Genomic DNA, 14,259 nt, shown 5'->3' with positions numbered 1-14,259 from the left:
GCAACGATGGAAAAGATTATTTTAGGGATTGATCCTGGAACAATGGTGATGGGTTTTGGTTTGATTGAAGTCAAAAACAACAAAATAAAGTTGATTACTTTAGACGAATTGTTGTTGCATAAACTTCCGAATCAACAAACAAAATTGAAAAAGATTTTCGAAAAAACTTTAGCCATTATTGATCAATATCATCCTGATGAATTAGCCATTGAAGCGCAGTTTTTTGGCGTTAATGTTCAGTCTATGTTAAAACTTGGACGTGCACAAGGCGTTTGTATTGCGGCTTGTCTGCATCGCGATATGCCTGTGGTAGAATATGCGCCAAAAAAAGTTAAGATGGCGATTACCGGAAACGGAAATGCCTCGAAAGAACAAGTTGCGGGAATGTTGCAACATTTACTTGGATTGAAAGAAATTCCGAAACGTTTGGATGCCACAGATGGTCTTGCCGTTGCAGTTTGTCATTATCTAAATTCGGGTAAAACAACTGGAACTTCAAGTTCTTATTCGAGTTGGGATGCCTTTGTAAAAAATAATCCGAATCGAACAAAATAAAATATATTTGTAGTAGAATTAGCAACCTAATTCATAAAACATAAAACACATCAAATGAAAAAATATTTAATCGCTGCCTCAGTTTGTGCAACAGTTTTCTCTTCAGTATTATTTTCTTGTAAAGATTCTACAGGAAAAAACAATACTGCAATCACTGAAATTGTTTCGAAAATTGAACAAAATAAATACAAAATTGGCGACAAAATCGATATTCCTTTAACTAATTTGGATGGAATTACTAAAGTTGTAGTTTCGGTGGATGGACAAGAAGTTCCTGCTGATTTTACGATTGACGGAAAAACAATTGGATTAGGAAATCATACGGTTAATTTGAAATTCTTCAAAGGAGAAGAAGAAACAAATTCGCGCGATTTTACGTTTGTGGTTTATGCAAATGAGCCGGCTGCGCAATGGAATTATGAAATTGTTGGAACTTATCCACATAACCCTGATTATTTTACGCAAGGTTTTTATTTCAAAAACGGAAATATTTTCGAAGGAACTGGACTTCGTGGAGGAAAAACACGTTTGATTGAATATAAATTGGGAGCAACTGAGCCTACAAAATTATACCAAATTAAAGACGATGTTTTTGGAGAAGGAATTACAGAACTTAATGGTTTTATTTATCAATTAACATGGCAAGATCGTGCGATTTATAAATATGATTTAAACTTTAATCAAGTTGAAAAATTTGATATGCCAGCTCAAATTATCGAAGGTTGGGGAATTACTACAATTGGTAAAGAATTAGCCGTAACAGAAGGCTCACAACGTATTCATTTCTTCGACGAGAAATTTAACTACCTTAGAACTGTTCAAGCTTTTGATAACACGCAACCATATAGTTATTTGAATGAAATTGAGTATCACGATGGTCTAATTTATGCAAATGTTTACCTAAAATCTGGACATGCAGATAATAGTAATATTGTGGTAATTGATCCACAAACTGGTGCTGTAAAAGCTGAGTTTAATTTTGCTGAATTGAAAGGAAAACAAGGAAATCCACAAGCACAAGAATTGAACGGAATCGCTTTCAAAGACAACGGAAATATGTTATTAACAGGTAAAAACTGGGACAAAATCTTTGAAATTAAGATTAAGAAGTAGAATCTTATGCGATTAACCAGACCCAAAATAATAAGAACATTGAAGATTCAACGGATGATGTCTGAAACTTTGGCTGTTATAAATGACATCAAAAATCCTCCTAATAAAATAATTATTCCTTGTTCATCAATTGAAGATGGTGAAGAAATAATCGAAAAGATAAAAAAGCAAAAAGCTCGACCTGCAAAATCGAGCTTTTCTTTTCAAAAATCATCTAAAAAATTATAAGTAAAAATTTTTAGCTATAAAGATCTATAACCAAAATTGATCTTTCCAATCTGTGTTAGTTAAAAGTGAATTAAATTGTTCTTTAATTACTTTTAACTTTTTTTGTGTTGCATTTTTCTCAAATTCAGGAAACATTTGTTTCTCCTCAAATCTGATATGCAAATCCAATTCTTCTTCGATATAAATCAAACTTTTCATCGGATTTTTTGCATCTATCTTAAACAAGCGTCTCAAACGTCTATGTTCTTTCAATGCTCTTTTTACCAAGTAATGATCTTCATCCAAAAGTGTAAAAAGAAATTTTTCTTCTATCTCAAATTTTTTGAATAAAACATCTTCCCCATACCAATTTACATAATCAACAATTCGTTGAATATCGACTCCTTTATCTATTCCAGCACGAATATTCCAACAAAAAAATAATGTCTTATGATGTCTTTCGCACGCTTCATTTAGATTTACTGTTACAGTATAACTCATATGAGAAGCAGTTGTTTGAGGAAGTTCTATTAATAGGTTCATTGTTGTAATTTTTTAATTCGGATAATCGGATATTTTTATCTTATTTTTAATCAAATTTTTTTAATGCTTAAGAAAAGCAATTCCTTTCTCAAGATCATCAATCAAATTAAACATCGATGTCTTTTCTAGCATTCCTCGCAAATCATTACGAATTGCAAAAACACGGCTATGTAAAGCACAAGGTTTGTTAGCATCGCATTCTACTAAACCTAAAATGCAACTGTGATAAAGACCATCTCCGTCAATCGCTTTGATGATATTCACTAATTTGATATCTTCTAAATGCGCTGCATCCATTTGGAAACCTCCCATTTTTCCTTTGACAGATGAAATCACATTTGCTTTAACTAATTGTTGAAGAATTTTGGCTGTGTAAGCTTCTGGAGAATTAATCGAATTTGCAATTTGTTTTAAATTGACTCTCTTTCCTTCTACAGATTCTTGTGCAATAAACACACAAGCCTTAATTCCATATTCGCACGCTTTAGAAAACATTAATTTCTTTTATTCATTATAAATTATGAAGCAAATATACAACTAATTTTAATTCGGACAAATTTATCTTATTAAATTTTTAAAAATAAAAAAACCACTCAAAATTGAGTGGTTTAATTTTATCTGAAAAGAAAATTTCTTAATCTTCGTCTTCGTCTTGATCAGCATCTTTAACAGCGTTACGAGAAGTACGGATAGCTACTACTACTGCGTTATCTGGATGAGCGAATGTGTAGTTATCATTTTTCAATGTTTCTACATACATTTTGTGACCAATTCTCATTGGAGTAATATCGATTTCGATTTCGTCTGGTAAGTTTGCTGGAATAGCACGAACTTTTAATTTACGCATGTTGAAACGTAAAACTCCACCAGCTACTAAACCACGAGCACGTCCTACTAAACGAACTGGTACTTCCATAGTTACTGGTTTGTCCTCGTTTAATTGGTAAAAATCTACGTGTAAGATTTTATCCGTTACTGGGTGGAATTGGATGTCTTGTAAAATTGCTTGAATTTTAGCTCCATCAGCTAACTCGATAGTTGCTGTATGAGCATCTGGAGTGTAAACTAATGATTTGAATGCTTTTTCATCAGCTGAAAAGTGGATAGGCTCTCCAGAACCGTAAACCACACAAGGTACTTGTTCAGCATTACGTAGGTTACGTGTAGCCACTTTACCTAAGTCTTCTCTTTTTACACCTTGAATTGTAATTGACTTCATAATAATATGTATATAATAAAAATAATTTAATTTTAAGTTAAATCATTAGATAACAAAACGTTGGCTAATAGATTTGTTGCTATGTACTAAATGCATAACATCAGCAAAAAGCGGAGCGCAAGATAATACTTTTATTTTAGATACGGAAGTATTTTTTAATGGAATACTATCAGTTATAGCAATTTCCGTTAATAGAGAGTTATCAAGACGCTCATAAGCTGGTCCAGATAAAACTCCATGCGTTGCAATTGCACGAACAGATTTTGCTCCTTTTTCCATAATCAATTCAGCCGCTTTAGCAAGTGTACCCGCTGTATCAATCATGTCATCCACTAAAATAACATTTTTACCTTCTACCTCACCGATTAACATCATGCTATCAACTTGATTAGCAACTTTACGTTCTTTATGACAAATTACGATATCTGCATTAAGGTATTTAGCATATGTATTTGCACGTTTAGCACCTCCCATGTCTGGAGAAGCGATACAAATATTATCTAAACCTAAACCTTTAATGTATTCAACAAAAATTGTTGAAGCAAATAAATGATCAACAGGAACTTCAAAAAATCCTTGAATTTGATCAGCGTGTAAATCCATAGTCATTACACGAGTTGCTCCAGCTGTCATTAACATTTTTGCAACTAATTTTGCTCCAATTGGTACACGTGGTGCATCCTTACGATCTTGACGAGCAAAACCAAAATAAGGAATAACAACTGTAATACTTTTAGCAGATGCGCGTTTTGCTGCATCACACATTAAAAGTAATTCCATTAAATTGTCTGTTGGTTGCATTGTAGAACCGATTAAGAAAACGCGAGCTCCGCGAATTGGCTGTTCAAAAGCGGGTACAAATTCTCCGTCGCTAAATTCTACAATTTTAGATTTACCAAGTTCTTGACCATATTGATCGGCAATTTTTTGTGCTAATTCTAATGATCCTCTGGTCGAAAAAAGAAATGCTGATTGTTCCATTGTTTGTTTTGGGAAATATTTGTGCAAAAATAATTTAAATGATTCAAACATGGTACAAGAAAAATGAAAATTAATTTCGGCACAATTATTGAAGTCTTTTTTTGGACGTTAAAATAATCACAAAAAAATATTATGACTTTCGTTAGTTGTAAGCTTTTTTAACATTATTTATTTATTCGTTTTTAACAATTTATATAATCTTGTAATTAAATTTTTCCTCATGAAAAAGATTTCATACCTATTAAGTGTAATTGGATTAGGGATTTTTGCTCAAGCGCAAGAAGTTACTGAAACAGTTAACAATGATTACAACAAATGGTCTATTGAGGCCAATGGTGGAGCAAACAAAGCAACTAAAGGTTTTTCTAATGGTTACTTTATGCAAACTCCAAGTTTTTACCATGTAGACTTAGGTGTTCGTTATATGTTTAATCCTAAATTTGGTTTAAAATTAGACGGAGCTTATGATCGTTTAAAAGAAGGTGAAGATTCTAAAAGATTTAGAACAAACTATTACCGTGTAGACTTACAAGGAGTAGCAAATCTAGGTCGTATTATGAACTTTGAAGATTGGACTAAATCTATTGGTTTATTAGCACATGCAGGTGCTGGTTACTCTTGGATGACAAGAGAAGATGATGGTTTGTTTGATAATGCAGATAATATGGGTAATATTATTGTAGGTTTAACACCTCAATTAAAATTATCTGATCGTATTGCATTAACAGGTGACGTTACTTACATCAGAAACATTCGCCAACAAAACAATTATGACTTCACTTCTAAAATGGATACAAGAGGTTTAGATGGCGATATGTGGAATGCTACATTAGGTTTAACATTCTATCTTGGAGGTAACCAGAAACATGCCGATTGGACTTTTGAAACTACAAGAAAAGATTTAGAAGACAGAATTGCCAACATCGAACAAATGTTAAAAGATACTGATGGAGATGGTGTTGCTGATTACTTAGATCAAGAGCCAGATTCAGCTCCAGGCGCTGTAGTTGATACTAAAGGTGTTACTATTGATCATAATGGTAATGGTATTCCAGATAATATTGAAGAATACATTAAACAAAATGCAGGAGGAAATACAACTATCGTTAACGATGCTGATTTCTTAGAACAAATGATTAACTCTGGTATTATCAACGTTTACTTTGATTACAATTCTGATAAACCATATCAACAATCAGTTGGAGGTATCAAATTTGTATCTGAGTACTTAAAAGCTAAGCCAAATGCTCAAATCGACATTTTAGGTTACGCTGACCCAGTTGGAAGTGATTCTTACAACAAAAATTTATCTCGTAGAAGAGCAGAAAATGTAAAAGCTATTTTAGTTAGTCAAGGAGCTAATGCTTCTCAATTAACTACTATTGGTGAAGGTGAAGATAAAGAGTTCAAAAACTCTCAAGTTTCTTCTCATCAATTAGCAAGAAGAGTTGTTTTCAGAGTAAAATAATTCTCTCTTAATTTAAGATATTAATCAGGGATAGATTTTTCCATTTTTTGGAGTCTCTATTCCTGATTTTTTTATTATCTTTATCACCACTTAAATTACTAAAATATTGAATCCTTTTAACCAACACTTTAATGCTCCTAGATGGGTCGTATTAGTGCTAGACATACTTATAGTTTTCTTTAGCTATGTAATAACCAATTTTATACTTAATAGTTTTCTAAATTCTTTTAGTTTAGAAAAATTATTATTTAAATTACCATTTGTTGTAGCAGCATATACTCTATGTTTCCTATACTTCAAAACATATAAGGGAATTGTAAAAAAAACGGGGTTAAAAGATGCTGAAAATGTTTTTGTTTCAAATACAACAGCTTTTCTGATTCTTTTCTTCATCTCTTTTATCTATAGACAATTCATTGAATCTAATCTTTCGGAGAACACTCCTGTTTCATATGTTTTCAGAATGTCTTACTCTGTTATCTTTGTCCATTTATTTATTTCAACAGTAATAATGGTTATTGCCAGATTATATTATAAATGGATTTACGATTACTTTTTTTCTAAAAATAAAGCTCAACAAAAAACATTGATTTACGGAGCTGGAGATTCAGGATTAATCACTCGAGATATTTTACAAAACGATACTCAATTTAACTATAAAGTAGTAGGTTTTATTGATGACAAACCTTCTAAAATTGGAACGTTTATCGATGGCGCTAAAATTTATTCTATAAATGATGTTGATGATAAATTCATTGAACGAAATGATATTTCAGAAATCATTATTTCTATTCAAAATATTAAAACTAATGAGTTATTAAACCTTTCTAAATCTTTAGAAGATTTAAATGTTAATATTAAAATAATTCCTCCTATTTCTAATTGGATTGATGGTACATACAAGCCTGCTCAAATCAAACAATTAAAAATTGAAGATTTATTAGGGCGTGAATCAATTAAGTTGAAAAACCCTATTATTAATGAAAATGTACAAGGTAAGGTAATACTTGTTACTGGTGCTGCAGGTTCTATAGGAAGTGAAATTTCAAGGCAACTTGCTATGATGGATTTTGCTCAACTAATTTTGATTGATCAGGCAGAATCGGCTCTATATGATGTTCAACAGTCTTTAAAAAATGAAATTTCTGAAGAAAAACAAAATAGAATAGATTATATCGTTTCGAGTGTAAGAGATCGAAAACGAATGTTAAGCCTTTTTGATAAATATCATCCGCAAATTATTTTTCATGCAGCTGCATATAAGCATGTTCCGTTGATGGAAAAATTTCCTTATGAGGCAATCAACACAAATATTTATGGAACAAAAATTATTGCTGATTTAGCAAATGAATTTGGCGCAGAAAAATTTGTAATGGTTTCTACTGATAAAGCAGTAAATCCTACAAACGTAATGGGCGCAACTAAACGCGTAGCAGAAATCTATGTAAATTGTACTAATGCAGTTTCTAAAACAAACTACATTGTTACCCGATTTGGTAATGTACTAGGGTCTAATGGCTCTGTAATTCCTCTTTTTAAAAGACAATTGGAAAATGGTGGTCCCTTAACAGTAACTCATCCTGATATTACACGTTTTTTTATGACAATACCAGAAGCGTGTCAGTTAGTGCTTGAAGCAGCAATAATGGGAAAAGGTGGCGAGATTTTTGTATTTGATATGGGTGAGTCAATGAAAATTATTGATCTTGCAAAAAGAATGATTAAACTTAGTGGATTTAAATATCCTGAGGAAATTGATATAAAAATTGTAGGTTTACGCCCAGGTGAAAAAATTTATGAAGAATTATTAGCCAATGATGAAAATACAGTTAAAACACATCATGAAAAAATAATGATTGCTAAAGTAAATACTTCAAAATGTCAAGATAATAAAAAGTTGATTGAAGAGTTATGCTCAATGTCTTCAACTATAGAAAAGCATGAACAAGTCATGCATTTAGTGGCTAAAATAAAAGAGATAGTACCAGAATTTAAATCTCAAAACTCTGAATTTGAAAAACTTGATAACTTAATTTATGAAAAATAAAATTTTTAATCTCCTAATTGTAATAGTTATTCTCACAATTTCATCTTGTGCGTCAAAAAAGGAATTAGTTTATTTAAGTGGAGACCAACAGTCTACTACAAATTTCGAACAGTATATCCCTAAAATTCAATCTTCTGACATATTAGCTATTAGTGTTAGTGCTGCTGATATCAAAGCAACAGAACCTTTTAATCAACAAAGTATTTATCAAGTAAATTCTGGAATGCAAAATAATCCTTATGCAAAAGTGTATACTGTTGACGAAAATGGTTATATCAACTATCCTTTAATAGGTAATGTAAAAGTTGGAGGATTAACTAGAACAGAAGCTGAAAACGAATTAAAATCTAAGATATCAAAGTACATTGTAAATCCTGGTGTTAATATAAATTTCACAAATTTCAGAATCACGGTTTTAGGAGAAGTAGCTAAACCAGGTAATTTCTCGATTCCAAATGAAAGAGTGAGCATTCTTGATGCACTAGGAATGGCAGGAGATTTAACAATTAATGGTGTAAGAAAAAATATTATGGTTATCCGTGAACAAAATGGACAAAAACAAACCTATAATGTTGATTTAACATCTAAAGAAATACTAAACTCTCCTGTTTATTATTTAGCACAAAATGATGTTGTTTATGTAGAACCAAATAATGCAAAAATTTCATCGTCTAAATTTACGCCAAACTATTCTTTATGGATATCTGTTGCTGGTGTTATAATCTCTGTAATTGCTGTTATTTCTAAATAAAAATGAGTAAAAATAAAAACAACGTAGAAGATCATTACTTCGATGAGCCTGAAGAAACTATTAATATCAGGCAAATTTTAGAGCAATATTTATACTATTGGAAATGGTTTGTTTTTGGAGTCATTATTTCTTTAATTATAGCCTTTTTATATGTTAAATATACACAAAAACAATATCAAGTTTCAGCTAAAATATTATTGAACGAAAAAGAATCTTCAACAGGTGAATTAGCTGGTTTAATGGATCAAGCTATGCTTGGAGGGGGATCTTCAACAAATGCTGAAGTTGGTGATCAAATTGATGTTTTAAAATCGAGAAGATTATTAACTAAAGTAATTCAAAAAAATAACTTTAATATACAATATTTTAGCGTAGGTCGAGTTGCAGAAATTCAATTACAACAAGAAAAATCTCCCATAAAATTCATTTTATTAAATGAGAACGATAAAGCCAATGAAAGCTTAGACAATAATAGTTTTATTGTAAGTATATTATCGAACACTAAATTTAAACTTGAAAATAAAAAAACAAGTGTTATAAAGGAATATTCTTTTGGACAAAAGATTACAGAAGACTTTGGAAGTTTTATAATTAGTCCAAATGGAAGCTTAGGAAAACATATTGGTTTTGAATATCAAATTAATTTAAATTCTATTGATAGAATTGTTAATGCATATCAAAACTCATTGAGTATTTCTCCAAATACTGAGAAGAGTTCAAAAATTATTAATTTTTCTTTGGTTGGTCCTGTTCCAGATATATCTAAGAAGTTAATAAATGATCTTATTACAACTTATAATGAAGATTTAGTAAGTGATAATCATAAATTAACAGAAGCTACCTCTAAATTTATTGATGATCGCCTACAAATTGTTACAAACGATTTACGTGGAGTTGATAAAAATCTTGAACGTTATAAAGTTCAAAATAATATTACAGATGTTACTTCAGAAGCGAATATCTTTTTAGAAAGTGCCGCAGATAACGAAAAGAAACTTTTAGAATCATCTACTCAACTACAATTAGTTGACTATATGAACTCTGCTCTAAATTCTTCTAAGACTGATTTACTACCTTCTAATATTGGATTAGAAGATAAATCTATCTCAGCAGAAATATCTTCATACAATGAATTAGTTCTCGCTAAAGAAGATATGTTAAAATCTGTAACAAAAGATCACCCTAACGCGATCAAATTACAAGAGCAAATTAATGATGTAAAAAGAAACTTGAAGAATAGTTTGAGATTATATAGAAATAACACTCAAACAATGTTAAATTCTGTTCAATCTAAACAAAATCAAATTGCGAGCAGAATTCAAAAAGTACCAAGTCAAGAACGTGGTTTTAGAGATATTTCTCGTCAACAGCAAATTGTTGAAGCTTTATATTTATTCTTATTACAAAAACGTGAAGAGAACGAAATAAAAGCAGCTGCTACACCAGATAATATAAAAGTTATTGACTATGCTTATGATTCTAAGATTCCCGTTTCACCTAAGAAAAGTATTATATTATTAGGAGCTCTAATTCTAGGATTAGTTATTCCATTTATATGTATATATATTTATAAATTATTGAATAATAATGTAAACTCTAAAGAGGATGTTGAAGATGCAGTTGGAGCTCCAATTGCTGGACAAGTACCTAAAAGTGATATTTCTATTATCGAGCAAAATGATAATTCTAGTGTTGCTGAAGCTTTTAGAATTCTTAGAACAAACATGAATTTTTTACTTAAAAACTCAACAGATCCTCGATGTATTTATATTACATCTACAACTAGTGGAGAAGGTAAATCGTTTATTTCAACTAATTTAGCTCAAATATTAACAATGTCAGGTAAATCTGTTTTATTAATTGGAGCAGATATTAGAAGTCCTAAAGTTTTAGATTATTTAGGAATTACCGATCAATACAGACACAAATATGGTGTTACAGAATATTTGATTTCAAATGATATTAATATTAGTGATATCATCATCAAAAATCCTGCTGATTACAAATTTGATGTTATTTATTCTGGACAGGTAGCTCCAAATCCTTCAGAGCTATTGATGAACGGACGTTTTGATGATATTGTCAAATATGGAAAAGCAAACTATGATTATGTATTAATAGATACTGCACCAGTTAGTTTAGTTACAGATACTTTATTAATTTCTGATAGTGCAGATATTACAATGTACGTTGTTCGTGCTAATTATTTGGACAAACGAATGCTGGCTATTCCTAAAGAATTATATCAAGATAACCGTCTTAAAAATATGGCAATGGTTGTTAACGATGTTGACTTTACAAAAGAATACGGATATGGATACGGATATGGGTACGGATATGGTGAAAATCATAATAAAGGAAACTCTTTCTTTAGTAAACTATTCGGTAAGAAATAAAAATAAAAGCCACTTCGAAAGAAGTGGCTTTTATTATTTTATAATATCTTATTGTCTTTGTCTCACAGCTTCGTAAACACAAATCGCTGCTGCGTTACTCACATTTAGCGAATCTACAAACCCTAACATCGGAATTTTAATCAACGAATCTGAATGATCAGCCCAAAAATCCGAAAGTCCTGTTGCTTCAGTTCCTAAAATAATCGCAGATGATTTTGTAAAATCAGTCTCGTATAAATTCTTTGTTTCATCTCTCAAAAATGTTGAAACCACTTGAATATTTTTCAACTTTAAGAAATCCAAAACAGCCTCTTTACTCGCCGATGCAATTTGATTGGTAAACAATGTTCCAACCGAAGAACGAATCACATTCGGATTGAAAAAATCAACTGTTTCATCACAAACAATTACAGCATCTACCTTTGCTCCATCTCCAGTTCGTAAAACTGCACCAAGATTCCCTGGTTTTTCTACAGCTTCCAAAACAACAACCAACGCATTTTCTGGTAATTGTAAATCCGTTAATGTCGAAGATTTCGTTTTATAAGCACCGATAATGCCGCCTGTCGATTTTCTATACGCAAGCTTTTCAAAAACTTGTTTGGTAATTGTAAATACTTTTGCCTGTCCAAAATCAATTGATTTGTTATAAATATCTTCGCAAATATAAATTTCAACCGCTTCGTAAACACCTTTTACAGCTAATTCATTTTCTTGTGTTCCTTCCACAATAAATAAACCTTGATTTTTACGTTCTCTCGATTTTTCTTGCAATTTCAGCAAGTTTTTAATCCTTGGATTTTGAAGACTTTCTATTAACATTTTGCAAAATTACTCGAAATTCTTTGAAGTAGATTCAAATTATTTCATTGTTGCTAATTTTTTACTTACAACTTTTACTAACTTATATTTTAATGAAGATGCATCTGCTGGTGGATTTTCAATTTCAGATTTTGAAACAATAATTTGATATTCATAACCTGGTTCATGCTCAAATCCTTCAATCTGATTATAAAAATATTGCCATTCAGCTGCATTTGCTTCTTTTACCATCATACATTGCATTTTTGCAACTCCTGCGGTACATTCTCTTGTTTCTGGAGCAACTGTTAACAATTCTTCTCCTTGTTTCAATTCTTTAGTTGAAGCACAAGAGGCAAATAAACCGATACTTAAAATACTTGATAAAATAATTTTTTTCATGGAATATCATTTATTGTTTGACAACAAATATTATGCTAAAAACTAACTTAAACTTCAAAGTAAATTCATTCTCAAAAATTTAACTTGATTATAAATAACTTAATCACTTGTATTTTTTGTTGTACCTTTGCACCTTAAAATCAGAATTTTCGTATGACCAAAGATGGAAAAATGGAGTTGATGGCTCCTGCTGGGAATTTCGAATCGTTACAAGCGGCTTTAGATAATGGAGCTGATTCTGTATATTTCGGAGTTGAGCAGTTGAATATGCGTGCGAGAGCATCAATAAACTTTACAATGGACGATTTACCAGAAATCGTAAAACGTTGTGAAGAAAAAGGTGTGCGTTCTTACCTTACTTTAAATACAATTATATACGATCACGATTTATCTTTAATCAAAAACTTATTGGACAGAGCAAAAGAAGCAAATATTACGGCTGTTATTGCGATGGATCAATCTGTTATTGCCTATGCAAGACAAATTGGGATTGAGATTCATATTTCGACACAAATTAACGTTACGAATATCGAAACAGTAAAATTTTATGCAATGTTTGCTGATACAATGGTATTGTCGCGTGAATTGAGTTTGAAACAAGTGAAAAAGATTTGTGAACAAATTATCAAAGATGATGTTCGTGGACCGAGTGGAAATTTAGTTGAAATCGAAATTTTCGGTCATGGAGCACTGTGTATGGCTGTTTCTGGTAAATGTTACTTGAGCTTACATTCGCATAATTCTTCTGCAAATCGTGGAGCTTGTAAACAAAACTGTCGTAAAAAATATACGGTAATCGACCAAGAATCTGGTTTCGAAATCGAATTAGATAACGAATACATGATGTCACCAAAAGACCTTTGTACAATGGAATTTTTGGACGAAGTGGTTGATGCAGGTGTAAAAGTATTGAAAATTGAAGGTCGCGGACGTGCTCCAGAATACGTTGCAACTGTGATTCGTGCTTATAGAGAAGCGATTGATTCTATTGCGGATAAAACATATTCGAAAGAAAAAGTGGATTACTGGATGGGATTATTGCAAACTGTTTATAATCGTGGTTTTTGGTCTGGATATTATTTAGGTCAAAAATTAGGAGAATGGTCTGCTGTTCCAGGTTCTATGGCAACTCAGAAAAAAGTTTACATCGGAAAAGGAGTTCATTTCTTCCCAAAACCAAGCATTGGTCAATTTGTAATTGATGCGTATGATTTGAAAGTTGGTGATTTGATTTTAGTAACAGGACCAACAACTGGAGCCAAAGAAATGGTGGTTACAGAAATGATGGTGGAAGATGTAAAATCTGAAACAGCTAAAAAAGGTGATTCGATTACAATTCCGATGGAATTTAGAATTCGTCCATCTGATAAATTATACAAATTAGTAAAAGTAGAAGAGCCAGGAACGCAACAAAATAGTGTTGAAGAAGGCGCTTATTCTCATTAAAAAATAGTTTTCAATGGTCATTATTACGTTACAACGCGATAAATGCATCGGATGCAACTATTGTTATGAGTTAGCACCAGAACGATTCAGAATGTCAAAAAAAGATGGTAAATCTGTTTTATTAAAAGCAATTGATAAAAAAGGTTTCCATACGTTGAAAGATCCTGATCATTCTATCGCAGATAATTGCGAACGTGCTGCCAAAGCTTGTCCTGTAAACATTATTACAGTAAAAGAAATTTAGGTTAAAACATTAGCTATATAAAAAGTCCATCAAAATTTTGATGGACTTTTGTTTTATGTAAAAAAGGCACTCTCCTTTAAAGTGTG

15 protein-coding genes are annotated in these 14,259 nt (G+C 31.3%); 9 read left to right on the top strand and 6 right to left on the bottom strand.

Features of this window, described 5'->3' with window-relative positions; translation table 11 throughout:
* The first annotated feature begins 6 nt into the window (after nucleotides 1-6).
* From ruvC to B3J26_RS04870, 3 genes are read left to right on the top strand one after another with little or no spacing between them, the layout of a single operon-like run.
* Complete coding sequence (gene ruvC / locus B3J26_RS04880; protein WP_280046189.1) at nucleotides 7-555, top strand: crossover junction endodeoxyribonuclease RuvC; 549 nt, start codon at nucleotides 7-9, stop codon at nucleotides 553-555.
* A 54-nt stretch (nucleotides 556-609) separates the two neighbouring features.
* Nucleotides 610-1,668 (top strand): glutaminyl-peptide cyclotransferase, encoded by a 1,059-nt coding sequence (locus B3J26_RS04875; protein ID WP_280046190.1) that lies wholly within the window; start codon nucleotides 610-612, stop codon nucleotides 1,666-1,668.
* Nucleotides 1,669-1,707: 39 nt separating this feature from the next.
* The gene (locus B3J26_RS04870; protein WP_280046191.1) at nucleotides 1,708-1,896 is read left to right on the top strand and encodes a hypothetical protein; all 189 of its coding nucleotides are present in this window, start codon (nucleotides 1,708-1,710) and stop codon (nucleotides 1,894-1,896) included.
* A 24-nt stretch (nucleotides 1,897-1,920) separates the two neighbouring features.
* Here B3J26_RS04870 and B3J26_RS04865 read toward each other — a convergent pair whose 3' ends face one another.
* The 4 genes from B3J26_RS04865 to B3J26_RS04850 form a co-directional block, all read right to left on the bottom strand.
* Nucleotides 1,921-2,418 (bottom strand): hemerythrin domain-containing protein, encoded by a 498-nt coding sequence (locus B3J26_RS04865; RefSeq protein WP_280046192.1) that lies wholly within the window; start codon nucleotides 2,416-2,418, stop codon nucleotides 1,921-1,923.
* Nucleotides 2,419-2,478: 60 nt separating this feature from the next.
* Complete coding sequence (locus B3J26_RS04860; protein WP_038336279.1) at nucleotides 2,479-2,913, bottom strand: RrF2 family transcriptional regulator; 435 nt, start codon at nucleotides 2,911-2,913, stop codon at nucleotides 2,479-2,481.
* Nucleotides 2,914-3,052: 139 nt separating this feature from the next.
* Nucleotides 3,053-3,637, bottom strand: a complete 585-nt coding sequence (locus B3J26_RS04855) for a 50S ribosomal protein L25/general stress protein Ctc (RefSeq protein WP_038336278.1) — start codon at nucleotides 3,635-3,637, stop codon at nucleotides 3,053-3,055.
* Between the two features lie 45 nt (nucleotides 3,638-3,682).
* Nucleotides 3,683-4,618, bottom strand: a complete 936-nt coding sequence (locus tag B3J26_RS04850; RefSeq protein WP_038336277.1) for a ribose-phosphate pyrophosphokinase — start codon at nucleotides 4,616-4,618, stop codon at nucleotides 3,683-3,685.
* A 220-nt stretch (nucleotides 4,619-4,838) separates the two neighbouring features.
* Here B3J26_RS04850 and B3J26_RS04845 point away from each other — a divergent pair, with 220 nt between their 5' ends.
* From B3J26_RS04845 to B3J26_RS04830, 4 genes are all read left to right on the top strand, one after another.
* Nucleotides 4,839-6,086 carry an OmpA family protein gene (locus B3J26_RS04845; RefSeq protein WP_291073531.1) on the top strand — a complete coding sequence of 416 codons (1,248 nt, stop codon included), beginning with the start codon at nucleotides 4,839-4,841 and terminating at the stop codon, nucleotides 6,084-6,086.
* Nucleotides 6,087-6,192: 106 nt separating this feature from the next.
* The gene (locus B3J26_RS04840) at nucleotides 6,193-8,133 is read left to right on the top strand and encodes a polysaccharide biosynthesis protein (protein ID WP_291073529.1); all 1,941 of its coding nucleotides are present in this window, start codon (nucleotides 6,193-6,195) and stop codon (nucleotides 8,131-8,133) included.
* Entirely contained in the window at nucleotides 8,123-8,884 is a 762-nt protein-coding gene (locus B3J26_RS04835) for a polysaccharide biosynthesis/export family protein (protein ID WP_291073527.1), read from the top strand. Before B3J26_RS04840 ends, B3J26_RS04835 begins: the two co-directional genes overlap by 11 nt.
* A gap of 2 nt (nucleotides 8,885-8,886) precedes the next feature.
* Nucleotides 8,887-11,280: a GumC family protein gene (locus B3J26_RS04830; protein ID WP_291073525.1), complete on the top strand. Its 2,394-nt coding sequence runs from the start codon at nucleotides 8,887-8,889 to the stop codon at nucleotides 11,278-11,280.
* Between the two features lie 48 nt (nucleotides 11,281-11,328).
* Here B3J26_RS04830 and B3J26_RS04825 read toward each other — a convergent pair whose 3' ends face one another.
* Complete coding sequence (locus tag B3J26_RS04825) at nucleotides 11,329-12,102, bottom strand: TrmH family RNA methyltransferase (RefSeq protein WP_125349185.1); 774 nt, start codon at nucleotides 12,100-12,102, stop codon at nucleotides 11,329-11,331.
* A 39-nt stretch (nucleotides 12,103-12,141) separates the two neighbouring features.
* Nucleotides 12,142-12,483 carry a DUF4377 domain-containing protein gene (locus B3J26_RS04820; protein ID WP_125349184.1) on the bottom strand — a complete coding sequence of 114 codons (342 nt, stop codon included), beginning with the start codon at nucleotides 12,481-12,483 and terminating at the stop codon, nucleotides 12,142-12,144.
* 153 nt (nucleotides 12,484-12,636) lie between these two features.
* Here B3J26_RS04820 and B3J26_RS04815 point away from each other — a divergent pair, with 153 nt between their 5' ends.
* Nucleotides 12,637-13,929: a peptidase U32 family protein gene (locus B3J26_RS04815; protein WP_291073520.1), complete on the top strand. Its 1,293-nt coding sequence runs from the start codon at nucleotides 12,637-12,639 to the stop codon at nucleotides 13,927-13,929.
* A 13-nt stretch (nucleotides 13,930-13,942) separates the two neighbouring features.
* Nucleotides 13,943-14,173, top strand: a complete 231-nt coding sequence (locus B3J26_RS04810; RefSeq protein ID WP_038336269.1) for a ferredoxin — start codon at nucleotides 13,943-13,945, stop codon at nucleotides 14,171-14,173.
* Nucleotides 14,174-14,259 lie beyond the last annotated feature (86 nt).

Source organism: Empedobacter sp. UBA5987 (genome assembly GCF_002429865.1).
Taxonomy (GTDB): domain Bacteria; phylum Bacteroidota; class Bacteroidia; order Flavobacteriales; family Weeksellaceae; genus Empedobacter; species Empedobacter falsenii_B.
The sequence above is the reverse complement of the archived record's forward strand: the minus strand, read 5'-3'. Positions and strand labels throughout refer to the sequence as shown.

Excerpts from the sequence above, each read along its gene's own strand:
- B3J26_RS04810 (WP_038336269.1), top strand. The coding sequence starts at position 13,943 with ATGGTCATTATTACGTTACAACGCGATAAATGCATCGGATGCAACTAT.
- B3J26_RS04830 (WP_291073525.1), top strand. The coding sequence starts at position 8,887 with ATGAGTAAAAATAAAAACAACGTAGAAGATCATTACTTCGATGAGCCT.
- B3J26_RS04875 (WP_280046190.1), top strand. The coding sequence starts at position 610 with ATGAAAAAATATTTAATCGCTGCCTCAGTTTGTGCAACAGTTTTCTCT.
- B3J26_RS04855 (WP_038336278.1), bottom strand. The coding sequence starts at position 3,637 with ATGAAGTCAATTACAATTCAAGGTGTAAAAAGAGAAGACTTAGGTAAA.
- ruvC (WP_280046189.1), top strand. The coding sequence starts at position 7 with ATGGAAAAGATTATTTTAGGGATTGATCCTGGAACAATGGTGATGGGT.
- B3J26_RS04820 (WP_125349184.1), bottom strand. The coding sequence starts at position 12,483 with ATGAAAAAAATTATTTTATCAAGTATTTTAAGTATCGGTTTATTTGCC.
- B3J26_RS04865 (WP_280046192.1), bottom strand. The coding sequence starts at position 2,418 with ATGAACCTATTAATAGAACTTCCTCAAACAACTGCTTCTCATATGAGT.
- B3J26_RS04845 (WP_291073531.1), top strand. The coding sequence starts at position 4,839 with ATGAAAAAGATTTCATACCTATTAAGTGTAATTGGATTAGGGATTTTT.
- B3J26_RS04825 (WP_125349185.1), bottom strand. The coding sequence starts at position 12,102 with ATGTTAATAGAAAGTCTTCAAAATCCAAGGATTAAAAACTTGCTGAAA.
- B3J26_RS04850 (WP_038336277.1), bottom strand. The coding sequence starts at position 4,618 with ATGGAACAATCAGCATTTCTTTTTTCGACCAGAGGATCATTAGAATTA.
- B3J26_RS04835 (WP_291073527.1), top strand. The coding sequence starts at position 8,123 with ATGAAAAATAAAATTTTTAATCTCCTAATTGTAATAGTTATTCTCACA.
- B3J26_RS04815 (WP_291073520.1), top strand. The coding sequence starts at position 12,637 with ATGACCAAAGATGGAAAAATGGAGTTGATGGCTCCTGCTGGGAATTTC.
- B3J26_RS04860 (WP_038336279.1), bottom strand. The coding sequence starts at position 2,913 with ATGTTTTCTAAAGCGTGCGAATATGGAATTAAGGCTTGTGTGTTTATT.